This window comes from Fibrella arboris, assembly GCF_041321095.1.
In the GTDB taxonomy this organism is placed as follows: Bacteria; Bacteroidota; Bacteroidia; order Cytophagales; family Spirosomataceae; genus Fibrella; species Fibrella arboris.
The window spans coordinates 12,607-34,182 of sequence record NZ_JBGGWE010000009.1; the positions used below are offsets into that span (position 1 = coordinate 12,607).

The following is a 21,576-nucleotide window of genomic DNA, read 5'->3' on the forward strand; positions in this document are numbered from 1 at the left end:
AACTGCAAACTGTAAACTGATTTTAAATTTTCCTTGCCGTATTGATGACGTTGACGCCGCTGAACCGGGCTGTGGCGCTCCCGTGTGAGACGGCGCTGCTTTGGCTCGGCTGCCCTTTGCCATCGTTGAAGGCACCACCCAGCCGGTAATCGCTTTCGTCGCAAACGGCCACGCACGAGTTCCAGAATTCGCGGGTATTGGCCTGGTAGGCCACATCTTTCAGCATACCGGCAATCTGACCGTCCTTGATCTCGTAGAACAATTGACCACCAAACTGGAAGTTGTACCGCTGCTGATCGATCGAGAAGGAACCGTCACCGATGATGTAGATGCCTTTCTTCACGTCTTTGATCATCTGCTCGACCGACAGTGGCGTCTTGCCTGCCGCCAGCGATACGTTGGCCATCCGCTGGAACTGCACCGAGCTCCAGTTATCGGCGTAGCAGCAACCCTGCGACTCTTTCTCGCCAATGATATGCACCTGATCACGGATAGCCTGGTAGTTCACCAGCACGCCGTCTTTTACCAAATCCCAGCGTTTCGTTTTCACGCCTTCATCATCCCAGCCTACAGCCCCCAGCGAATCGGGCTGGGTTTTGTCGGCGAAGAAGTTAACCTGCTTGCTGCCGTACTGGAAATTCTTCGACTGCCACTTATCGAGCGTGGCGAAGGACGTACCTGCGTAGTTAGCTTCGTAGCCCAATACCCGGTCGAGTTCCAGCGGGTGGCCCACCGATTCATGGATCGTCAGCCAGGTGTGCGACGGATCGAGGACGAGGTCGTACTTGCCCGCTTCCACCGACTTGGCCGACAGTTTCTCTTTGGCCTGTTTCGCCGCCAGCGTAATGTCTTCCAGCATATCGTAGCCCTTGTTGTAGCGGGTCGTTACGCCGGTTACTTTATCGGCCGGATTTACCTGCAAATACTCATAGCCCATGCCCATGGGGGAGCTTAGCGAATTCCGCGTCGAGAACTTACCGCTCTGCGGATCAACGGCCGTCACTGTAAAGCTGGGCCCGATCCGGTGAATATCCTGATCGGCGTAGGTACCATCGGTCGAGGCGAAATATTTCTGCTCGTTGACCTGGAACATGACGTTGTTGACGAAATTGGCCCCGTTTTTCATCGCCGCGGCATTACAGGCCAGCAGCAAATCGACCTTCTCTTTAACGGGCACTTCGAAGGCATTCTGCTTGATCGGCGCTTTCCAGCTTACCTCACCGAATCCTTTCTGAGGAGCCAGTACTACGGGTTCGGTCAGCAACCGGGCGTTAGCTTTAGCGATGGCTACGGCGGTTTCAGCGGCTTTGGCTACTACCGACTCGTTACGGGCATCGCCTACTGAAGCGAAGCCCCAGCAGCCATTGGCAATGACACGCACCCCCACACCAAATGACTCGGTATTGATGATGCCCTGCACCTTATTCTCGCGGGTGAGCACCGACTGGTTGAGGTAGCGGCCAATTCGCACGTCGGCGTAAGTGGCCCCTTTCGCTTTGGCCGCGTTGAGTGCCGCGTCGGCCAGCCGTTTTTTCACGGCAATGTCGAGGCCCGGCTCCAGCAGGGCTTCGGCGGATACCGTGCGGGCAAAAGCAGGCATCGTGGGTGCCAGCATACCAACGGCACCCAGGCCCAGCATTTGGTTAAAATCGCGTCTATTCATGGAAGAAGAATGTTTTAGTTTTCAGTTTACTGTTTGCTGTCTTCTGTTGCGCTGCTGAGTAGCAAATCGTTGCATTTGCACGGGCCGGCGTAGCGGAGCAACTGAAAACGGCAAACAATAAACACCTTTTTATACGGCGTCTGAAAGAGAAGTGAACGTGAAGTCGCGGATCTTCATGGGCGGAACCAGGTTGCCACCCATACGGACCGGTTTGCCCAGCGCTTCGAGGTTATTGAGCATAATGACCGGACTTTCGTTGAAGCGGAAATTCTTGACCGGGAATTTGATCTGGCCGTTTTCGATGTAGAACGTCCCGTCGCGGGTCAGGCCGGTATAGAGCAGCGTCTGCGGATCAACCGGACGGATATACCAGAAGCGCGTGACCAGGATGCCTTTTTCGGTGTTTTTGATCATGTCGGCCAGCGACTGCGTACCGCCTTCCATGATAAAGTTACCACCGCCCGGCGTGGCGTGAACGCCTTTCTTTTCGGCCCAGTAACGCGAGTACGGCATGTTTTTTACCACGCCTTTCTCAATCCAGGTCACTTTTTCCTGCGGTCGGCCGTCACCACTGAACGCCCCGTTGGGTACCTCCAGATTCGTTGGGTCCGAGTAGATCGTCACGCGTTCGTCGAACAGTTTTTCGCCCAGTCGGGTACCTCCGCCTTTTTTGCTCAGGAAACTCCGCCCTTCGTCGGCCGAGCGGGCATCCATCGACCGCACCATCGCGTTCAGCAGCGACGCATCGACGTTGGCTACCAGCGCCGCGGGCTCCAGAATGACCGTATATTTTCCGGGCTCCAGGGCCCGGGCATTGGTCGACGCCATGGCTTTCTGCATGGCAATTTCGGTGGCCTCGCGGGTGTTCAGCTTGCTCACGTCCGTCACATCGCGGGTGGCGTACCCGGAGCCAGTGCCGTCGGCCGTGCGCACGGTGACCGAAAACTCGACCGATGTTTCGCGGTTATAGGCCGACAATCCTTTGGTGTTGCCAATGGCGTTGAACCGGGTCGAATCTTCCATATACCCGGCAGCCGTCAGGTTTTTCTTGCGGCAGGGGTCCACGCTATCGAATGTTGCCTGTGCCCGGAAGTTGGGGTCCATGTTGGCGGTACTTTTGGCGTAGGGGTCCGTTTTCAGGTACGTCTGCGGCCCCAGCACGGGCATGTATTCGGGGTTTTCAGGGGCCAGCCGGGCCACTTCCTCCGCCCGACGAACCGTCTTTTCCAGCGACGCATCATCCAGTTCGTTGATGGTAGCCGTACCCGTTTTTTTACCGAAAGACGCCGTTACGCCCAGCGATATATTCTCCGATTCGCCACTGGTCGACACCGCGTTGCGGGCGTAGCGGATGTTTCCCCGTCGTCCACCCGACAGGCTTACACTTAGCTCATCGGCCTTGGAGAACGAGAGCACTTTATCAATTATTCGTTTTGCTTCTGCTTCTGTTAGAATAGCCATATTTTTTTCTGTTTGCTGTTTGCTGTTTGCTGTTTACTGTTGCGCTGCTGATGAGCGAAGCAACAGTAAACAGCAAACAGCAAACAGCAAACTCTTTTTAGATTCTCCGTCCGGTATTGATTACGTTGACGCCGTTGAAACGGGTAGTCGGGCTTCCGTGCGAGACGGCGCTGACTTGTGAAGGCTGCCCTTTTCCGTCGAAGAACGAGCCGAAGGTGCGGTAATCGTCTTTGTCGCAGAGCTGGGCGCAGGAGTTCCAGAACTCCTGCGTGTTGGCCTGATAGGCCACATCGTCGAGCATCCCAACGATTTCGCCGTTCTTGATCTCGTAGAACAGCTGCCCCCCGAACTGGAAGTTGTACCGTTGCTGATCAATCGAATACGAGCCACGACCGATGATGTAAATGCCTTTATCGACGCCCTTGATCATATCGATCACCGACCGTTTTTCGGTGCCGGGTTTCAACGACACGTTCGGCATCCGCTGGAATTGCACCGAATCCCAGTTGTCGGCATAGCAGCAACCGTTCGATTCGTTCCCGCCCAGGATAGCCACCTGATCGCGAATAGCCTGGTAATTGACCAGCACCCCGTTTTTGATCAGATCCCATTCTTTGGCCGGCACGCCTTCATCGTCGTAGCCTACCGTACCCAGCGTGAACGGCTGTTTTTTGTCGGCCACAATATTGACCAGATCACTACCGTACTTGAACGACTTGGTTTTCCATTTATCGAGCGTGGCGAAAGACGTACCGGCGTAGTTGGCTTCGTAACCCAGCACCCGGTCAAGCTCCGTTGGGTGACCTACCGATTCGTGGATGGTCAGGCCGAGGTGGTTCGGGTCGAGAACGAGGTCGTATTTACCAGCCGTAACGGTTTTGGCGGTCATTTTCTGTTTCGCCTGCTTGGCGGCCAGTGTGGCATCCTCCACCATATCATAGGAGTTCCGATACCCAACCAGTCCGTCCGGACCGGGAATTTTCTCCGAGGCCAGCCCGTCCAGGTATTCGTAGCCCATGCCCATGGGTGAGCTGAACGCGTCGCGGGTTTTGAACTTCCCGGCGGCCCGGTCTACCGCCGTTGCGGTAAACGTTGGCCAGATCCGGTGAATATCCTGATCAATATACGACCCGTCTGTCGAGGCAAAATATTTCTGTTCATTGATCATGAACAGGTTCGATGTCATGAAGCCTGCCCCGTTATCCATAGCGGCGGCGTTGGTTTTCAGCAACAGATCAATTTTATCCTTCACCGGAATCTCGAAGGCATTTTTTTTGATCGGCGTTTTCCACGACACCTCACCCACGCCTTTCTGCGGGGCCAGCACCACTGGCTCACTCTGAAGCTTGGCATTTGCTTTGGCGATGGCCACGGCCGTTTCTGCGCATTTGGCGATACCGGCGGGGGTTACGTCGCTGGTGGCCGCGAAGCCCCAGGTCCCATTGGCAATTACCCGGATACCAACCCCGAACGATTCGGCATTGCTGATGTTCTGCACCTGCTTCTCGCGGGTAAACACATACTGTTGCAGGTAGCGACCAATGCGCACATCGGTGTAGGAGGCGCCCTTGCTCCTGGCGGCATTGAGCGCAATGTCGGCCAGCCGTTTTTTGGTCGCCACATCCACACCAGGTTCCAGCAGCCGTTCCACCGATACCGTATTCCCGTAAACGGGCACGCCACCAACGAGCAGCCCCCCAACACCCAGTCCTGATAAGTTGATGAAGTTACGTCTATTCATATAATGAAGATAATATTGGATTATTGGGCAAACGCGCTAAAAAGCAGCACAATCTACGGCCTACGGGCGCTACAGACAACTTTTTATGACGAATGGCGGTATAAAAAAGGGATATACCAAAAAGAGGCGTCGTGTGTGGCACACACCTTTATAATGGAACTCTAGTGTCTTTTGCTCAACTCATCAATTCTCACTAACTTGATTACTCATTCAACAAGAGGAATGTATGACTGCGATTGCTGATAAACAGACACGTACCCAACCGCGACGCTCATCAAAGCGCAACGTACCTGCTGCGCTTATCTACGAGCAGTGGGTAGGGAAGCCTGTCTATTACAAAGGCTACCACGATGTGCTGGCGGGGAAAAAGACCATTGAGGAAGTTATGTCGTGTTCTGATTTACAGGGCGTATTGGTAGCGCTGCTAACCGGTTATTTGTATGGTCAGATTGACCGCAAGCAGTATCTCTTAGCCACAAATGAAATTGGCTTACATCTCGCTCTAAATGACAACCTCTGTAACGATGTCGTTATTTATGAAAAGGCGAAAATGGATAAACTACGTGGAAAGTACTTCGACATTCCGCCCAAAATTGTCATTGAAGTAGACATCAAGGCTGATGTATCCGGGTTTGAGAACGGGGCTGATGGATACGTCATGCAGAAAGCCCGAAAATTGCTCGATTTCGGCGTCGAACGGATCTTCTGGATTATCACGAGCATGCAAAAAGTCTACGTTATCGACCGCAACGACCCTACCTGGCACATCGTCGACTGGTCAACGTCTATTTCTATTTTGGATGACTGCCAGCTCAACATCAAGCAGTTGCTGGATGAGGAGGAAATTGAGTATTAAGCACATTTTAACATCCAGCTTATGACGCTTATCATAAAAACGAAAGATCAATATATTCCCCTTTTCGAGGAACTAGCTAAAGCAATTGGCGCATCGTTAGAAGTTACCGTCGATGAGCAGCCTGATAATGAAGAAGCTGTATTGGACCGTATTGAACGAAGCTACAAGCAGTCAAAGGCAGATGAACGAGGTGAGGCCAACCTGCGGACGTTAAACGAGTTTTTAAACTCGCTATAAGAATTTCTATATATGGACAGTGGTTTTTCACAATTATACCAACCGAAGATTTTGAACGTGATGTCAAACGATTGTTGAAAAAATATCCTTCTTTAAAAACTGATTTACAGAGGTTAGCTGAGTCGTTGCTGCTACAACCTACTCAAGGCGATTCACTTGGCGAAGACTGTTACAAAATACGCTTGTTGATTAAAAGTAAGCGAACTGGAAAAGCCGGAGGTGGACGTGTTATTACTACTGTCCGTGTAGTCGCACAAAAGATCTACCTTCTGGCTTTATACGACAAATCAGAGGTTGCCTCACTGTCTGATGACAAAATCACCGAGCGGCTTAAACAAATCTCAGAATAACTGATATGCTACGACTAGTTTTCCTGAGTCTATGGTTTTCTCTGAGCGCATCTGGTCAGGGTAATCGTAAGCGGGTACCGGACCAGGTATATACAGTCGTGTAAAGGTCCCCTGAATTTCCTGGTGGGCAAGCGGCCATGTACGCCTGGTTGGGTAAACATCTACGCTTGCCTGACCGACCCTATGAATACGTAGGAAAGCTTTTCATCGGTTTCACTGTAAGCCGAACAGGGTATGTACGCGACATTGACATTGTACGGATACAGGGCAGAGATAGAGCGGCTATGAAACGCTATCTAGTCTCAGTCATCGAAAAAATGCCTCGCTGGAAGCCAGGCTTTCATAAAGGCAAGCCCGTTAGTGTGCGTTACCACCTACCCATAAACCTTGAACCAGAGTAGTGTTGTCAACTCACCGCATCAGCCGGTCTACGTCTACTTCCAATCCTAAAATTGGGTCATGCAACAAGCCGTTTGGGTACGCTAGCTGCGTGCCATCGGCCAACAGAATTTGAACGAGATGAAGCATAGGTACAATGAGCCAAACTGCTTTTACACCAGCCGGAAAATAGACCTTGAATGCTTTGTCTGTCAGGTCTGATAAACCCTGTTTGGGGAAAGCACTTCAACGGCAATCAGAGGTGGTTGGGTGTAATAAATGATATCGTTGAACCAGTCATTGCCAATTTTAGCATAGATAGCCACGTCGGGTTTGCATTTACCGGTTGGTAACTCCAATTCCAGTTCGGGGAGTACATCATACTCAGCGTCGTAGCGATCAAGTGTACTACAGACACGACCAATCAGTTTGGAATGGTTTACAGACCTGATGTCTTCGGACTTAAACTCTTCTATCAAGTCGATAACAGGCGTTTCCCTAGCGTAATACGAGTTTTACTAAAGATAGGAAATGGACAGGATTATGGAAACCGTACAACCCAACAGATATTACTCGCTGTAAAGGTGAGGAAGCTGATCAATCAACAGATCAGTAAGGTTGCATACCCACAGGTCGTTGTCTTTGGGATAGCTGTCGCCATCGGGAATAACGACGAACGCATGATCAGGTTTTATGTCGTCGAGACTACTGTAGAATCCCTTCGATACGGTGGGCGCGTTGGAAAGTTTGATCTCTATGGCCACCTTTTTACCGTCGGGCGTGATGAGCAATAAGTCGATTTCGGCCCCGGCATGTGTGCGGTAGTAATAGAACGACCAATCAGTACCTACTACCCGCCTAATCTGCTCAATGACATACCCCTCCCAGGATGCTCCTGCGATGGGGTGCCCCAATAAGACGTCGTAGGTGGTGGTCTGCGATAGCTGATGCAATACGCCAGAATCCCGGATATACAATTTGGGCGCTTTCACCAGGCGTTTGCTTATGTTGATCGAATAAGGCGTTAATCGATCAACGACGAAGCTACCAACCAGCAAATCGAGGTAGCGATTTACCGTTGGCTGAGTAACGCCCAACGAGCGGGACAGATCACTGACGTTCAGAATATTCCCGTTGACATGCGCCAACATTTGCAGCAAATTGGTCAGTACCCGTCCCGACAGCTCATAGCCCAGCAAGCGTAGGTCTCGCTCAATATAGGTTTGAATGAAATTGTTCAGCCAGCGAAACGTAAGCGGCAACCGGGGAGCAAGAAAGGCATCCGGGAACCCTCCTTTGAGCCAATGCTCCTGTAATGTGCTTCGATCTTTCACCTCTGGCCATGAGAAAGGCATCAGTTCAAGGTAACTGATACGTCCCGCCAAACTTTCCGACGTTTCCCGTACCAGTTCGGGCGAAGCCGAGCCCAGCAACAGAAAACGGGCAGGCTCACGTTGCTGGTCGATCAAGGCACGCAATAGCGTGAATAGCTGCGGCATTCGCTGTACTTCATCAAGTATGACGCAATGACCAGCGTATGGCTTCAGGAATGTTTCTGCATCAGCCAGTCGCCGTTGGTCAGAATCAAGTTCCAGATCGAGGTATACTACTGGCTTACTAAGCTGACTACCAATCTGTTTTGCTAAGGTCGTTTTACCAACCTGGCGCGGGCCAATAAGCCCTACTGCGGGAAAATAAGCTAGGTCTTCCAGCAACCGATGGCTGATATGCCTGTCAATCATCCTTGAAAATTATAAGTTGACTATAGAATTTTCAAGGATAAATATACCACTATTTATCAAATTCAGGAACGTACCTGCATAACGAAGCCGGTCTGGGTACGTGATAATAAGTTGTCACGTACCCAGACCGGCCCTGTTTTACTCAGTTTGGCTTATTGATATTGGATGTACAATGGCTTAGGGTTGAGCGACAACACTTCTGATGGCTCCATCAGGTGGGGCACTTTGTGTTTCGACCGCAGATCGACTTTCTTCATGTCGTTGTGGTAAAACAGTTTGAAACCGGTATACTGAACGGGTTCCGTCTGAATATAGTCGTGGTAGGTATCACGTTTCAGTGATGGTGGTCCCCAGCCGTCCATGTTCATCACGATCTGTACGTTCGGATCGAGCTTGATGTTCTTGTAGTTGGTCACCATACGGCGGGTGAAGCGGTGAACGACCAGCACTTTGGGCGGCAATTTTTTGTCCCGAACAATTTTGCTCAGAAACTGTGTCGCCTCGTTAATATCGGCGGCGTCATACGTACCGATTTTTGAGCCGGGTCTGGCCCCACTTGTACGCAGCGCAAATTCAGGGTCGATACCCAGGTGAACGTAAGGCAGTTCGAGGTAGGGTTTCAGAAATTCCATTTCGGGGCCTAGCGGTGCGTGGCCAACCTGAATATCGAGGAAGCAGATGGAGTTATGTTCAGCGGCCCAGCGAATGACTTTCCGGATGGTTTTATCCGACATCCGCATGCTGTAGTGGCCGTTTTTGCCCGGTGCTCCCTGCGCTGAAATAGCCACCAGGTGTAGCGCTTTCTGGATCGGCGTTTTGGCTGAGTCCTGCTCTACCCAGGGAATAGCCTGCTTGTCGAGCATACGGAGCATTTCATCTTTGGGGTATTCGCCCAGCACACCCATTTTTTTCGAGTGCGGATTGCCGTAGTAGGCCAGGATACGCTTGCCGGGCAGGATAGCGCCGGTGATTTTCGGGCCAATCAGACCCAGCGAATCGAGCGGAGATAATTCTTTGCCAGCGGCGGCAGTCGTATCGGTACTGGCCGAATCGCTGGGCGCTACCGAAGCGGGTGATGTGGTGGTCGAATCGGCAGGAGCAGAATCGGTGGTGGTTGTGGCCGTGCTGTCAGCACCGGTCTGTTCTTTACCGGCTTTTGACTGGCACCCCTGCCCCAGCCATAGGGCTGAAAACACAAGTACGGGTAATGCTAATTTCATCATGGGGGAAAATTACGAACGTCTACCGATTTATTCTGTAGATCAACTAGCTAAAGTGCTTACTATTTTTCGTAACGGATCACGCTCCCTTGATCAGGCGGCTACGCAGTTGGGCGAAGTAAGCAGCCGACTGCCGGAGCCGACTGCCGGAGCCGACTGCCATACCAGCTAAACAATTCGCCATCGACCAAACATACCTGAGCCCCCGGACAACATCCCTGTATGTCGGCTATGTGCTTCTGGCTGAACGGATATGGCTCCGACGACAGAAAAACCAGGTCCGGCTTTGCCGCTTTCAAATCCGTCTCCGTAACAACCGGGTAACGTACCCACCGTGGACTCGGCCAGCTTGGGCTGGCCTGATCACCAAAGGCATTGCGAAAACCTGCCTCAGTCAGCATAGCGTCGATGAACGTATCACGGGCGGCAACCATATACGGTTTTCGCCAGATCAGGTATGCGACCGACAAGTCGCCTGATTCCATTACAGGACGGATCGCTGCAAAAGACGCGCCAATCTGCCGAACCAGCCCATCAGCTTCCGCTTGCCGACCCACCAGTTCGCCCATGTCGCCGATCATAGTGAGGGCATCGGGCAGGGTTTTTACGTCGGTGATGTGAACGGGCGCAATCGCCCGCAATGCCACCACATCGGCTTCTGTATTTTCTTCATAGTTGGCCAAGATCAGCGTTGGTTGCAGGTCGGCTACCCGGCTGAGCTGTACGTTTTTGGTGCCGCCAACTTTCGGTTTACCGATTACTTTATCAGCTGGATGTACGCAGTAGTTGGTAATACCTACAATTTCAGCGGCCAAGCCAAGATCAAATAGTAATTCAGTCTGGGAGGGTACAATCGAAACGATACGTAGGGCAGACTCCGTAGCAGTGGGGAACATAAACGGTAATTGGATTGATAATCTGGCTATTCGCTGACCGGCAGACGGACCGCCCAAAGTTTGATGGGCACCTGCCTGTCCGGTTGTCTACACATACACACGACTCATCGGCAGAAGACGGGCAATTTGCCAAATCGCCGTGCAACGTTCCTGACAATTGCACTACTTTACGGTATGAAATTACATCACATCGCTGTACTGGCCATTGGTCTGCTTCTGACAGGGGCAGCTTCGGCCCAAACCAGTGCCCCCACGTCGGGCACGATTTCGTACGAAACCATGCGCCGCACCGACCTGTCGAATATGCGGGTCAACATCAACGGGCAGGAGGTCAGGCCGGGGGGTACATTGCCGAACGGCAGTACGTTTAACCCACCCGAAACGATGGAAAGCGTTGAAAACTACCGCTTTGCCGGGCAGTGGGCTATGCGCGAGCCAGTGGACCGGCGCAACATGATGCAGATGCGCTTCCAGGGCGGCGGCCCAGGTGGACCCGGCGGCGGAGATGGCAATGGCGGAGGGGGCGGTCAGCAGGGCCCAACGGCCGAACAGCGGCGTCAGATGGATCGGTTTCGGAGTATGCGTTTCCCGGTAGAGGACACCCAATTCACGGATATGTCGACGGGCAAAGCGTTTACCATCACGACCGTTACCGTCGATTCGACCCACAAAGACTACTACCGAACTGAACAACCGGCCACCCGCCCTGCCGACTGGGAGGTATCGAACAAGACCAAGAAGTTTTTAGGCTATACCTGCCAGCGGGCCACCTGCACCCTTAAAGATCAGCCCTGTACCGTCTGGTTCACGACCGAACTTCCCTACACGTTTTCACCCACGCCTAACCTCACCCCCGACAAAGGCGTGGTACTGATGATCGAAAGCGACGACCTGATGTACCGGGCTACAAAAGTGGCCGCCGGAACGGTCGACGAAGCCAGCCTGAAACCAAATCCAGCAGCCAAACCGGCTACCAGAGAAGAACTTAATGAAATCCGTCGGAAAGCCATGGCTACGTTCCGGCAGCAGAGCGGCATGCAGTTCCAGCAGCGGAACTAACGGTTAGCAGCCTGGGTACGTTGCCTGCAAATGGCAACGTACCCAGGCTGCTCAGTCTACTTCACCAACTCACTTCGTCTGCTCCATGCGCAACTATTTACTACTTGTCTTTTTCCTGATCTCTGGCAGTCTGCTGGCTCAGCGTGCTTCTACCGCCAAGATTGGTGTGATCAAAGGACTAGTCATTGATTCGACGTCGCAGAAAGCCCTGCTGGAAGCCAACGTATCACTCCTCAACGCTCGTGACTCATCCTTTGTACAGCTACAGTCGACAGGTGGCGAAGGCGATTTCACGCTAACTGGTATCACGCCGGGGGCCTATCGACTGCTGATTTCCTTTGTTGGGTACAGGACGAAGACGTTTCAGGTCACAATCACTCCCGACAAACCGGAGGTGGTGCTGGGCACCATTCTGGTTCAGCCACAGGCACAGAATCTGGGGGAAGTGGTCATTGTTCAGGAACGACCGCCGGTGAGCGTACGTGGCGATACGGTGGCTTTCAATGCATCGTCGTTCAAGACGCAACCCAACGCACAGGCTGAAGATTTGCTCAAGAAAATGCCGGGCATGGAAGTAGATCGCGACGGAAATGTGAAAGCGCAGGGACAGGACGTCCGGCGGATCCTGGTGGATGGTAAACCGTTTTTTGGCAATGACCCCAAAATGGCGACCCGCAACCTGCCCGCCGATATGATTGAGCGGGTAGAAGTGTTTGACCGCCAGTCGGACCAGTCGCAGTTTTCGGGCGTCGATGATGGCGAGCGCGACCGCACCATCAACCTGGTCACCAAACGCGACCGGCGGCGGGGTGTATTCGGTCAGCAATCTGTTGGCTACGGCACCGACGACCGCTACCAGGGTCGCATCAGCGTAAACCGCTTCAACAATGGTCAGCAGCTCTCGGCCATTGGCCAGCTGAATAACATTAACCAACAGGGGTTTACTGGCGAAGGGCTGAGTAACGGTGGCGGTGGAGGCGGTAACGCTGGAGGTGGCCGCGCAACTACCGGCACCGGTCAAACGCAGGGCAGCGGCCTGGCTGGTCCAACGGGGATTACCCGGGCGGGCGCAGCGGGACTTAACTTCTCCGACGCCCTGGGAACGAAGATCGACATCAGCAGCAGCTACTTCTTCAACCAGACCAACGTGCTGAACCAGCAGGCGAGCCGCCGTGAAACGTCGTTACCGGCCACAACCGCGGGTGGCGAACGTACCCAGAACTTCACCGACCGCACGAACGGCAGCATGGCCCTCACCAACTCGCACCGGTTCAACGTGCAGCTCAACTACCGCCTCGATTCGGCGAACTCGATCCGGGTGATTCCGAATTTCACGTATTCGCTTAGTAACAGCAACACCAATAGCGATTCACGCACAACAGACGGGGCCGGACAGCCATTGAACACCAGCCTCAGTCTGTATAACAGTGACGGCAAGAGTTTGTCGGGGAGTAACACGTTGCTCTGGATGCACAAGTTCAAACGGCGGGGACGTACCTTCTCGGCCAACCTGATCACGACCGTCAACGATAACACGACCAACAGCCTCAACCAGTCGCAGAACCAGTTTTTCCGGTCAACCAGCACCGGAGCAGGCAGCAGTACACTGACGGGCGGGGGAAGCAGTACGTTAGTAGGCGGCACTACGAACCCCTTCTCAACTTCGATAAACCAGCAGGCCCGCCAGCTCACCAATGCGCTGACCAACAACCTGACCCTGTCGTATACCGAGCCGCTTTCACTGGCCAAAACCCTCGAGTTCCGGTATAACCTGAGCCTGTCGAACAACGAGTCGGATAAGCGGACGAATGATTTAAACCCAGAAACCGGTCAGTATGACCGCCTGAATGTATTGCTGACCAACAAGTTCAACAATACGTTTATCACGAATCGGGTGGGTACGTCCTACCAGTATCGGCGGCTCAAATACCAGTATACGCTGGGTTTCGATTTTCAGAACGCCAGTCTGAAATCAGACAACCTCTCGCGCGATACGACGGTGGCCAAGATGTTCCAGAACGTTCTTCCTAATGCGCGTTTTCAGTACACCATCGCTCGTGGCCGTACCTTCACAGCCGACTACCGCACGCGGGTAAACGCTCCCTCGGTCACGCAGTTGCAGCCCATCATCGACAACAGTAACCCGCTGAATATCCGGTCGGGTAATCCGAACCTGCGGCCCGAGTATACGCACACGCTGAATCTGAACTACCGCACCTTCGATCAGACCACGTTCAAGAACTTCGTGGCGTCGGTTGGCCTGACCAGCACCTACAACCGCATTGTCAACGCCACCACAATTACTCCTGCGGGGGCTCAGGTGTCTCAACCCATCAACACAGATGGGTATTACTCGGTCTTTGCGTTTACCAGCTTTGGCAAACCGATGAACTGGGGTGAGCAGAAGATCAACGTCAACTGGACCAGCAGCCTGAACGGCTCACGAGGTGTGAGCCTGGTGAACGGTCAGTCGAACACATCGGTCAATATGAACATCGGGCAGGGGCTCAGCCTGAATACGAACATCAACGAAAAAACGGATCTGAACCTGTCGGGCAATGTTACCTACTCGATTGCCACCTACTCGATTCAGCCCCAGCAGAACACCCGTTACCTAACTAATACGGCGAACCTACGGGCGTTCCATCGGTTCGGCAACCGGTTTTTTGTGCAGACAGATCTTTACTACAATGGCAACACAGGCCGGGCGGCGGGCTATAACCAGCAGTTTGTGTTACTCAATGCCAGCATCGGTCAGTTCCTGTTCAAGCAGAAGCAGGGTGAATGGCGTATTTCGGGCTATGACCTGCTGAACCAGAACCGTAGTATTACCCGGACAACCAGCGAAACGTATATCGAAGATACACAGAGCCTGGTGCTTCGTCGTTACTTCATGCTCACCTTCAGCTACTCGATCCGCTACTTCGCTGCCATGCGCGCTACACCATAGCATGAGTTTGCCTGGGGAATCTGGCTGATGTGTGGGCCTGCCTGTGCGCCAGCCAGATCCCCCCTGACAAGGTCATAGAATCAGGCTTTACAACATTAGCCTGCTCTGCCGGTTCAGTTTGTATTGTTCGGCTGCCACTCAACCAGCCGGCGTTACGCTGACTATGTCTGTTACGCTACCGACTTTATCGGGCCAGTTACCAGCTACCTCCTTATTGTTCACAAGTTGTCCGCCAACATCGTCCAGGCGGGTATCGGTAGTGGTTCCGGTCCGCAACGAAGCCGATGGAATTATACCAACCCTCGACGCACTCCGTAACCAGTTTACGCTGGCGGGTCAACGCCTTACTCATACACTCTATGAGGTGCTTGTTTTGACCAATAACTGCACCGACCATTCATACGACCAGGTACGTCGCTACCAGCAGCAACATCCGTCATTTGCGCTATGCGTCACGGATATTACGCTATCGCCCGAATCGGCCCATATCGGCACCGTGCGCCGCCTGTTGATGGACGAAGCCTGCCGACGGCTTCAGGAGACCGGGCATCCGCAGGGGGTCATTGCTTCAACGGATGGCGACACGCTGGTAGACCCTCACTGGATCAGTCATATTCTACGGGAGATAGACGCCGGAAACGATGCCGTTGGCGGTCGTATTCTAACGTACCCGGAACGCGGCCCGGCCCGCCTCCCCCACCTCCGCGACGCTACCTACCGGCACCTGCTGGCTCAGGCCGAGTCGACCATCGATCCGTGCCCTCATGACCCGTGGCCGCGGCATTTTCAGCATTTTGGCGCTAGCCTGGCCGTTACCTGCCAGGCCTACCTGCGGGCAGGACGGTTGCCTGTTGTGCGTTACCTTGAAGATGATGCCTTCGTAAAAGCACTCCATCGCATTGATGCGCGTATCCGCAAGAGCCCGGCGGTCCGGGTCTATACCTCAGCCCGCTTACAGGGGCGCGTTGAGGTGGGCCTGTCGTGGCAGTTGCAGCAGTGGGCCAGTCAGCAGTTATCGGGCTGCTGTCAGTTAGTTGAAAATCCGCAGATTTCGCTTAATCGTTTCCGGCTCCGGCGTGACCTTCGGCAGGCCTGGAAGCAACGTACCCAGCCCGGCAGCTTAACCAGGCTTGCGCCCCTGGCTCGCCAGTTGGGTACGGCTACCGGCTGGCTGATAAGCCAGCTCGCTATGTGCACTTATTTCGGCCAGTATTGGGAAGCTGTCGATGCGCAGTTTTCAACGACGCTACAAACCGATGATTCCGCTGCTGTTCCAATCACCGAAGCCATCAGTTGGTTACGTACCTGGCTGAGGGATGAGGGCTAGGGCCTGGTCGTTCCCTATGCTTTTTCAAACAGATCGAGGCGGTACTTTTCTTCACGCTGGCCGTGCAAATGCCGGAGCGGCTGCCCTTCACCTGCTTTTTCCATAAACGCGTCGTGCACCTGGTCACCCGTCAGCGGGTAATCGTGAACGTAAGGTGTCCAGTGCACCAGGAGTAGCTGACCGCCAGGGGCCAGGTGGTCGAACAGGAGTTGCCGGGTTTTTCGAAGGTCATCCATCGACCAGTAATAGCCTACTTCCGAAACCAGAATCAGATCGAAGGATTCATCGGGGAAATCGGCGGGAATCATCCTGTTTTCGATACGAACCTGTGGGTCTCCCGCCAGCCGTTGCCGGGCCTGCCGCAAGGCAACCTCACTCACGTCGACCGCGAGTAGCTGGCGGCAGCGGGTGGCCAGCTGATGGGTCAGTACGCCAATCGAGCAGCCAATTTCGAAGCCCGACTCATACATCTGTTTCGGCAGGGTTGCCATAGTAGCCGCGTATTTATCCCGTTCATAAGGGCTGGTCGTAAATTGCCAGGGGTCTTCATTAACCCCGTATACCTCATCAAAATAATGGGGCGTCAGCGTATTTTTAGGCGGATTCATGCAGATAAAGGGGTTTCTAGAAAGAGTTCGTAGGGTGTATCGAAATGGCGTAATAACTCGGGCGACAGGTAGAAGGCCGATGGATCGTCGTCGATCATCCGCGTTACCTGCGACTGGTGGGCGTCAATAGCCCGCTTCTTCTGGTCCACGACCGAACTAATGTCAACCCGAACAGCCAGTCGTTCATGGGGTTGCGGCAAATCCTCCAGTTGGCCCAGTTCCCAGAGCCAGATCAGGTATTCCAGCACACGCGGAGGGGCAGTCAATCGGGCCATTGCCCCCTGCAAAAGCTGGTAAGTGGCCCGATGGTCGGGGTGCGGGTCACGCTCAAAAGGCACTAGCACCGTTGTGGGGCCAAACGACGTCAGTATAGACACGATCTCATCAACGGCTTCATCGAAACCAGCGCTTCCCCTCGTGGGTACGTTCCGGTCGGGCAGGCGCATAAACGTAGCCTGCTGTTCGGTCATGCCCAGCTCAACCAGCGCATCCAGGGCTTCTGACTCACGCAGGTCGCGCAGGCGGGCAGCTGGGTACGTTGCCGAGTTAGGGTGCGACAGAGTACCATCGCTGATAAACACGACATGCACGGAAAAACCAGCCTGCCGGAGCAACGCCACTGTACCGCCACAACCGAGCGATTCATCATCGGGGTGCGGGGCCAGTACCAGCGTGCGGCCCAGTGAGTGAGCGTCCATTGAGACCGGGCTACTGCGCAGCACGTTGGCCAGGCTTGCCGGCACCTTATCTGCCTCTTTCTGCGTCATGGTTCATCAAGTCCAGAGGGTATGGACAGGCGTTTGTTGTTGCCCGACGTACTGACCGATCTCAGTCAGCGTAGCGTCGGGAGCGGGTTGGCGCAAATACATGGTCAGGTCACGGTGAAGGCGCTCGAAGGGCAACGGCTTTAACAGCCCCCTGGCTCCTACCGACCGTTCGGCCAGCCGCATCACATCCAGGCAGATGGTTTCGATCGCCGCACGGGTCATGTTTGCGTAGGCCACCATTTTCTGCACCAGATCAGCCCGGTTCGCTATGTCAATTCCCCAGTCATCGTTGTGGGCCCCGGCCTGTGCCAGCCAGAGGTTGCCGGTTTCGATCTGAATGGCCATCTCGGCCAGCCGTGATTTCTGAAACGGATCGTCGGTGCGCCCCATCGAGCGGAGTAGCTCCCGCGTGGCATCGAGCATAGCTTCGGCCCCGCCTAGCTGAACGGCGGCAAACCGAATAGCGCCACCGCTGAAATAAGGTTGCCGGAAATAGTCGCCAGGTTTACCCAGTAGATCCTTGTCGGTGATGATAAGGCCCGTGAAATCCATGCTAAAGCTGGCCGAGGCCCGCATGCCCAGCGGCTGCCAGAACTGATTATTGACCACGGTTTCATCAACGGCGGCGGTGGGGAGCACACACATTTGCCAACCTCGTGCCTGCCCGTTCTCCATCAGCTCGCCCGTAATGAGCGGCCGGTCGATCCAGCCAGCGCCAGAACAGAATGTTTTACTGCCTTCCAGCTCGTAGCGTCCTCCGCCCAACGAATGAATGCGTACTCCGTTGTGAGCTTGCGTGTTCCAGACACTGAATAACGTTTGCCGGTGCAGCACATCGGTATACCAGCGCTGTTGCTGGTCTGGCGTGCCATACACCTGCACGAGCAGCAACGCATTGATATGCCCTTCGTATACCCGCCCAACGGCCAGGTTAGCGGCGCCAATGCGTTTGAGCAGGCCGAGTAAAGCAGGCGTATTACGGCCCCTGCTATCGAGTGGCTGATCGGGCAGGGTAACGGCCAGCAGGCCCGCGTTGCCCAGCTCCAGAAAGGCCTGCTCCGGAAATTGGCCTTCTTCGTCAGTAGTAGGGGCTAAATCAGCAATAGCTTGAAGTAGCCTGGGGAAGGCGTCAGGATGATCTTGCCAGTGTGTAAATGTAGGTTGTTCGTGCGTCAGCATAGCATAGGCCGTATCATCATGCAACAGTAATTTGGCCTTGTCTGCTGAAAAAAAGATTTAGCGGCAAACAGGATTGGGCTGGTAATGCTATTGCTGTGCGTTTGGCAACGTACCCAGACCCGCTTGCCATTGTATCCGGTTAGCGGTATGAGCCGGGTCAGTCTGGAGAGTAGGCTAAAGAGCTATCTTTGCGGCCACACTAGTCTACTCCGCCTGTTGTCGTTGGCTACTCACATCCGTTCAGCCCGCTTTTCCTCGTACGCCGGTCTCCTCATTGCCTTACCAGTTGCCATCTGGCTATGGGCGCTGCTTCGCTACGCCGCCAATGTTGTTTTCAACGATGATTATGCCCTGTTGATTTTCGTAGCCCACTGGCAGGACCCGGCGGTATCGTGGGCCGACCGGTTCACGGACCTGATCGCCCTGCATAACACGCACCGGATCATCTACGACCGGTTGGTGAGCCTGGCGACGTTCTACCTGACCGGCCAGCTCAACATCGAACTGCTGATCTGGCTGGGTAACCTGTCGCTGGCAGGTATCGGCTGGCAACTATGGCGCGGCTTTCGGCAGTTGAGCCTACCCATCTGGTATTTTTTGCCCATCCCGTTCTGGATTTTCAGCCTCCAGTCGCACGAGAACATGTTCTGGGGCATGGCAGCCCTGCAAAATTTCACGGTGATCTGGTTCGTGCAGGAAGCCTTACATCAGCTACACCGCCGGGCGCCAATCGGCTGGCCTTTGCTACTCAGTATCGCCGCCACGCTGACCAGCGGAAATGGCCTATTGGCTTTTCTCATCGGCACCTTACTGCTCATCAGCCAGCGCCGTCGCGACCAAACGCTGTGGATCTGGCTTGGCAGCACAGCGCTGGTGCTGTTTGTCATGCTGGGGCTATCGTCTGTGGCTCACGAGCGTACACCCTTCCTGAGCTGGTTGCCGAACCTCTGTTTAGCCCTTGGCAGCGCGTTTACCAATCAGACCAGCACCACTTTACCACTGGCTGGTGGCCTTTTACTGACATTGACGATGGCAGCAGCGCTTTTTTTATGGACCACCAGTATTGGTGCGCTGGGCCAACGGCTCCGACGGGTCCCTATCATGCCTGAATGGCTGGCTTTCGGGCTGTTTATCGTGGCAACGGCCCTGCTGCTGGCCATACACCGCCTGCCCGACGAACTGCTGCGCGACCGGTATAAATTATATGCGCACCTGATGCTGAGCCTAGTGTACCTGCTGGGGCTGGCCATCACTACACCGCGCTTAAAAACAGGCTGGGCCCTGGGTACCACCCTACTGGCTATGCTGATGAACGTTGGCGCTTTGCACGCCTGTCTGCCGCGCATTGTGGTGGGTTTTCAGCAACGGCAAACCGATGCATTCAACTTTCTGAATAACGGTAGCACACTGCCCATCCCCTACCTCCGGCAGTATACCGACAGTCTGCTCACGAGCGTTCATCGCCAGGCTATCTATCGGTTTCCCAACAGCCTGCCCCCGCCAACAGCCTGGTCGACCGGCTCCTCAACCGACTCGTTGATGATCAGCAGCTACCAGGACGATCTTGTTCGCAATGCGTTTCTGGGCGACCATCCCTGTTACATAACGATTGATAACCAGACCCTCGCCTTCCACCTGAGTGATGGCACCGATAAAGGCACATTCATTGCGCTGCAGGGTGCCGACCGGCATACCTACCTGTTTCCGGCTGCGCCGAGTAAAGGAAGCATCCGCGATTTTATGGCCGCCAGAGGCCCATTCAGGCGCGGTAGCACGCTATCCTTTCTTTCTGGTCGGTTACAGCCAGGCGATTACCAGGTTCGGATACTCCGTTTCGTCGATGGTTCGTATCAGTTGCTGGGGGTGGGGCCATCACTGGCTATCCGTTCGGTATACTGACCGACGATCGTGTATGATAAAATAAATCTGTTTGTTGTTAAAGCCTTCATACCCGTTATTTTTGGTTCCATTCAGCGTATCAAACCAGGCCGTTCCGAATCAGAACAACGCTAATCAATCCTTTTCGCAGCATGAGCATTACATCCAGTCTAAAATCGATTATCAAAAAGGCCATTCAGCCTGCTCCTAAAGTCGTTCGTGAGTTTGACCCCAAAACGCTTCCCTGGATTGACCGGCCTGGTGCAGATATCGACGGTTTCGCCAAAAAGTTTGCCGGCGACCACCAGGGCCTATCGTATGACATGGCCGAAAAACTTCATTTTTGGCAAAAAAACGGGTTTGTTATCCTCGAAAAAGCAATTGCACCCGAATGGGCCGATCAGCTCTGGCGCGAAACCGAAGAATTAATTGAGCATAACGAACAATACAAGGTCAATATCCGGGTCGACCTGCCCGAGTATCAGGCGGCACCAGTGCAGGAGGCGCGGGCGTTACCAAAATCAGTGTTGGGTGGCAAGTACATCAAGTTCATGGACTTCCACAACTCGTCGATCATAGGCAAGAAGATCATGCTGCACCGCAATATCGTCACGTTCCTGGAAGCCGTTTTTGGTGAGCGTGTGGTGGCCATGCAGAGCCTTCTGTTCAAGTTCGGTAGTCAGCAGGCTACCCACCAGGACTTTGCCTATGTGGTGTCTGAAATTCCGAGTCACCTGGCCGCCGCCTGGATTGCGCTGGAAGATGTGCAGTTCGATGCGGGTCCGTTATACTATTACCCTGGTTCGCACAAAATCAAGAAATTTGATTTCGGTAATGGCATTTTCTTCAACGGTGAGTCGACCTACAATCCCGATGATTTTGCCCGGTACCTCGATAAAGTTTGTCAGGAGGCCGGTATGGAGCGCCAAACACTCTTGATCAAAAAAGGGGACGTACTGCTTTGGCACGCGTCGCTGGCGCACGGTGGTGATCCGATCCGTAATGCCGACATGACCCGTAAATCGTATGTGTGTCATTACTCGTCTGTCAGCGCCTACAAGCACCACCGGCTCCGATCGGCAGATGAGCCACAACGCTACTCGCTCAATGGCGCTGATGTCTTCCTGAACCCATCGCTCCCCGACCAGGAAGACATCTTCCGTGCCGGCGAAACCATGTAAGTCAGGTACGTTATCGCCAAAAAACGGAGTCGTTGAGCAATATACCAACTGCTTAACGACTCCGTTTTTTGGTGGCCATGCTA

Annotated in this window: 19 protein-coding genes; 9 read left to right on the forward strand and 10 right to left on the reverse strand. The window is 54.0% G+C overall.

Features of this window, described 5'->3' with window-relative positions:
- Window positions 1-22 precede the first annotated feature (22 nt).
- The 3 genes from ACAW75_RS16320 to ACAW75_RS16330 form a co-directional block, all read right to left on the reverse strand.
- Window positions 23-1,663 (reverse strand): TldD/PmbA family protein, encoded by a 1,641-nt coding sequence (locus tag ACAW75_RS16320; RefSeq protein ID WP_370729807.1) that lies wholly within the window; start codon window positions 1,661-1,663, stop codon window positions 23-25.
- Between the two features lie 129 nt (window positions 1,664-1,792).
- The gene (locus tag ACAW75_RS16325) at window positions 1,793-3,124 is read right to left on the reverse strand and encodes a TldD/PmbA family protein (protein WP_370729808.1); all 1,332 of its coding nucleotides are present in this window, start codon (window positions 3,122-3,124) and stop codon (window positions 1,793-1,795) included.
- A gap of 97 nt (window positions 3,125-3,221) precedes the next feature.
- On the reverse strand, window positions 3,222-4,865 hold the full coding sequence (locus ACAW75_RS16330) for a TldD/PmbA family protein (RefSeq protein ID WP_370729809.1): 1,644 nt from the start codon (window positions 4,863-4,865) through the stop codon (window positions 3,222-3,224).
- A gap of 226 nt (window positions 4,866-5,091) precedes the next feature.
- Here ACAW75_RS16330 and ACAW75_RS16335 point away from each other — a divergent pair, with 226 nt between their 5' ends.
- The 4 genes from ACAW75_RS16335 to ACAW75_RS16350 all read left to right on the forward strand — a co-directional run bounded on the left by ACAW75_RS16335 (window position 5,092) and on the right by ACAW75_RS16350 (window position 6,709).
- Window positions 5,092-5,721 (forward strand): Uma2 family endonuclease, encoded by a 630-nt coding sequence (locus tag ACAW75_RS16335; protein ID WP_370729810.1) that lies wholly within the window; start codon window positions 5,092-5,094, stop codon window positions 5,719-5,721.
- 21 nt (window positions 5,722-5,742) lie between these two features.
- On the forward strand, window positions 5,743-5,958 hold the full coding sequence (locus ACAW75_RS16340; protein WP_370729811.1) for a hypothetical protein: 216 nt from the start codon (window positions 5,743-5,745) through the stop codon (window positions 5,956-5,958).
- A gap of 74 nt (window positions 5,959-6,032) precedes the next feature.
- A complete protein-coding gene (locus tag ACAW75_RS16345; protein WP_370729812.1) occupies window positions 6,033-6,308 on the forward strand; it encodes a hypothetical protein in 276 nt (91 codons plus the stop codon).
- A 137-nt stretch (window positions 6,309-6,445) separates the two neighbouring features.
- The gene (locus tag ACAW75_RS16350; RefSeq protein ID WP_370729813.1) at window positions 6,446-6,709 is read left to right on the forward strand and encodes an energy transducer TonB; all 264 of its coding nucleotides are present in this window, start codon (window positions 6,446-6,448) and stop codon (window positions 6,707-6,709) included.
- 189 nt (window positions 6,710-6,898) lie between these two features.
- Here the strand turns inward: ACAW75_RS16350 and ACAW75_RS16355 are convergent, their stop codons facing one another.
- From ACAW75_RS16355 to ACAW75_RS16370, 4 genes are all read right to left on the reverse strand, one after another.
- Entirely contained in the window at window positions 6,899-7,165 is a 267-nt protein-coding gene (locus tag ACAW75_RS16355; protein ID WP_370729814.1) for a PDDEXK family nuclease, read from the reverse strand.
- A gap of 90 nt (window positions 7,166-7,255) precedes the next feature.
- The gene (locus ACAW75_RS16360; protein ID WP_370729815.1) at window positions 7,256-8,428 is read right to left on the reverse strand and encodes an ATP-binding protein; all 1,173 of its coding nucleotides are present in this window, start codon (window positions 8,426-8,428) and stop codon (window positions 7,256-7,258) included.
- 152 nt (window positions 8,429-8,580) lie between these two features.
- Complete coding sequence (locus ACAW75_RS16365) at window positions 8,581-9,651, reverse strand: hypothetical protein (protein WP_370729816.1); 1,071 nt, start codon at window positions 9,649-9,651, stop codon at window positions 8,581-8,583.
- 98 nt (window positions 9,652-9,749) lie between these two features.
- Complete coding sequence (locus ACAW75_RS16370) at window positions 9,750-10,544, reverse strand: helical backbone metal receptor (RefSeq protein WP_370729817.1); 795 nt, start codon at window positions 10,542-10,544, stop codon at window positions 9,750-9,752.
- A 174-nt stretch (window positions 10,545-10,718) separates the two neighbouring features.
- Between ACAW75_RS16370 and ACAW75_RS16375 the strand changes: the two genes are divergently transcribed.
- The 3 genes from ACAW75_RS16375 to ACAW75_RS16385 all read left to right on the forward strand — a co-directional run bounded on the left by ACAW75_RS16375 (window position 10,719) and on the right by ACAW75_RS16385 (window position 15,880).
- Window positions 10,719-11,603 carry a GLPGLI family protein gene (locus ACAW75_RS16375; protein WP_370729818.1) on the forward strand — a complete coding sequence of 295 codons (885 nt, stop codon included), beginning with the start codon at window positions 10,719-10,721 and terminating at the stop codon, window positions 11,601-11,603.
- An 85-nt stretch (window positions 11,604-11,688) separates the two neighbouring features.
- Window positions 11,689-14,553 (forward strand): outer membrane beta-barrel protein, encoded by a 2,865-nt coding sequence (locus ACAW75_RS16380; RefSeq protein WP_370729819.1) that lies wholly within the window; start codon window positions 11,689-11,691, stop codon window positions 14,551-14,553.
- A 163-nt stretch (window positions 14,554-14,716) separates the two neighbouring features.
- The gene (locus tag ACAW75_RS16385; protein WP_370729820.1) at window positions 14,717-15,880 is read left to right on the forward strand and encodes a glycosyltransferase; all 1,164 of its coding nucleotides are present in this window, start codon (window positions 14,717-14,719) and stop codon (window positions 15,878-15,880) included.
- Window positions 15,881-15,894: 14 nt separating this feature from the next.
- Here the strand turns inward: ACAW75_RS16385 and ACAW75_RS16390 are convergent, their stop codons facing one another.
- Genes ACAW75_RS16390 through ACAW75_RS16400 form a run of 3 tightly spaced genes read right to left on the reverse strand, consistent with a single transcriptional unit; the run spans window position 15,895 to window position 18,434 of the window.
- Window positions 15,895-16,488, reverse strand: coding sequence for a class I SAM-dependent DNA methyltransferase (locus tag ACAW75_RS16390; RefSeq protein ID WP_370729821.1), 594 nt, complete (start codon window positions 16,486-16,488; stop codon window positions 15,895-15,897).
- Window positions 16,485-17,255: a PIG-L deacetylase family protein gene (locus tag ACAW75_RS16395; protein ID WP_370729822.1), complete on the reverse strand. Its 771-nt coding sequence runs from the start codon at window positions 17,253-17,255 to the stop codon at window positions 16,485-16,487. The genes ACAW75_RS16390 and ACAW75_RS16395 overlap by 4 nt, the downstream gene beginning before the upstream one ends.
- A 6-nt stretch (window positions 17,256-17,261) precedes the next feature.
- Window positions 17,262-18,434 carry an acyl-CoA dehydrogenase family protein gene (locus tag ACAW75_RS16400; RefSeq protein ID WP_370729823.1) on the reverse strand — a complete coding sequence of 391 codons (1,173 nt, stop codon included), beginning with the start codon at window positions 18,432-18,434 and terminating at the stop codon, window positions 17,262-17,264.
- A 222-nt stretch (window positions 18,435-18,656) separates the two neighbouring features.
- On the opposite strand from ACAW75_RS16400, the gene ACAW75_RS16405 reads away from it, so the two are divergent.
- Window positions 18,657-20,333, forward strand: coding sequence for a hypothetical protein (locus tag ACAW75_RS16405; protein WP_370729824.1), 1,677 nt, complete (start codon window positions 18,657-18,659; stop codon window positions 20,331-20,333).
- 131 nt (window positions 20,334-20,464) lie between these two features.
- A complete protein-coding gene (locus tag ACAW75_RS16410; RefSeq protein WP_370729825.1) occupies window positions 20,465-21,493 on the forward strand; it encodes a phytanoyl-CoA dioxygenase family protein in 1,029 nt (342 codons plus the stop codon).
- The last annotated feature ends 83 nt before the right edge of the window (window positions 21,494-21,576 follow it).

Bases quoted from the DNA above. Each gene is read 5' to 3' on its own strand.
- ACAW75_RS16320 (WP_370729807.1), bottom strand. From the start codon at position 1,663: ATGAATAGACGCGATTTTAACCAAATGCTGGGCCTGGGTGCCGTTGGT.
- ACAW75_RS16325 (WP_370729808.1), bottom strand. From the start codon at position 3,124: ATGGCTATTCTAACAGAAGCAGAAGCAAAACGAATAATTGATAAAGTG.
- ACAW75_RS16330 (WP_370729809.1), bottom strand. From the start codon at position 4,865: ATGAATAGACGTAACTTCATCAACTTATCAGGACTGGGTGTTGGGGGG.
- ACAW75_RS16335 (WP_370729810.1), top strand. From the start codon at position 5,092: ATGACTGCGATTGCTGATAAACAGACACGTACCCAACCGCGACGCTCA.
- ACAW75_RS16340 (WP_370729811.1), top strand. From the start codon at position 5,743: ATGACGCTTATCATAAAAACGAAAGATCAATATATTCCCCTTTTCGAG.
- ACAW75_RS16350 (WP_370729813.1), top strand. From the start codon at position 6,446: ATGTACGCCTGGTTGGGTAAACATCTACGCTTGCCTGACCGACCCTAT.
- ACAW75_RS16360 (WP_370729815.1), bottom strand. From the start codon at position 8,428: ATGATTGACAGGCATATCAGCCATCGGTTGCTGGAAGACCTAGCTTAT.
- ACAW75_RS16365 (WP_370729816.1), bottom strand. From the start codon at position 9,651: ATGATGAAATTAGCATTACCCGTACTTGTGTTTTCAGCCCTATGGCTG.
- ACAW75_RS16370 (WP_370729817.1), bottom strand. From the start codon at position 10,544: ATGTTCCCCACTGCTACGGAGTCTGCCCTACGTATCGTTTCGATTGTA.
- ACAW75_RS16375 (WP_370729818.1), top strand. From the start codon at position 10,719: ATGAAATTACATCACATCGCTGTACTGGCCATTGGTCTGCTTCTGACA.
- ACAW75_RS16380 (WP_370729819.1), top strand. From the start codon at position 11,689: ATGCGCAACTATTTACTACTTGTCTTTTTCCTGATCTCTGGCAGTCTG.
- ACAW75_RS16385 (WP_370729820.1), top strand. From the start codon at position 14,717: ATGTCTGTTACGCTACCGACTTTATCGGGCCAGTTACCAGCTACCTCC.
- ACAW75_RS16390 (WP_370729821.1), bottom strand. From the start codon at position 16,488: ATGAATCCGCCTAAAAATACGCTGACGCCCCATTATTTTGATGAGGTA.
- ACAW75_RS16395 (WP_370729822.1), bottom strand. From the start codon at position 17,255: ATGACGCAGAAAGAGGCAGATAAGGTGCCGGCAAGCCTGGCCAACGTG.
- ACAW75_RS16400 (WP_370729823.1), bottom strand. From the start codon at position 18,434: ATGCTGACGCACGAACAACCTACATTTACACACTGGCAAGATCATCCT.
- ACAW75_RS16410 (WP_370729825.1), top strand. From the start codon at position 20,465: ATGAGCATTACATCCAGTCTAAAATCGATTATCAAAAAGGCCATTCAG.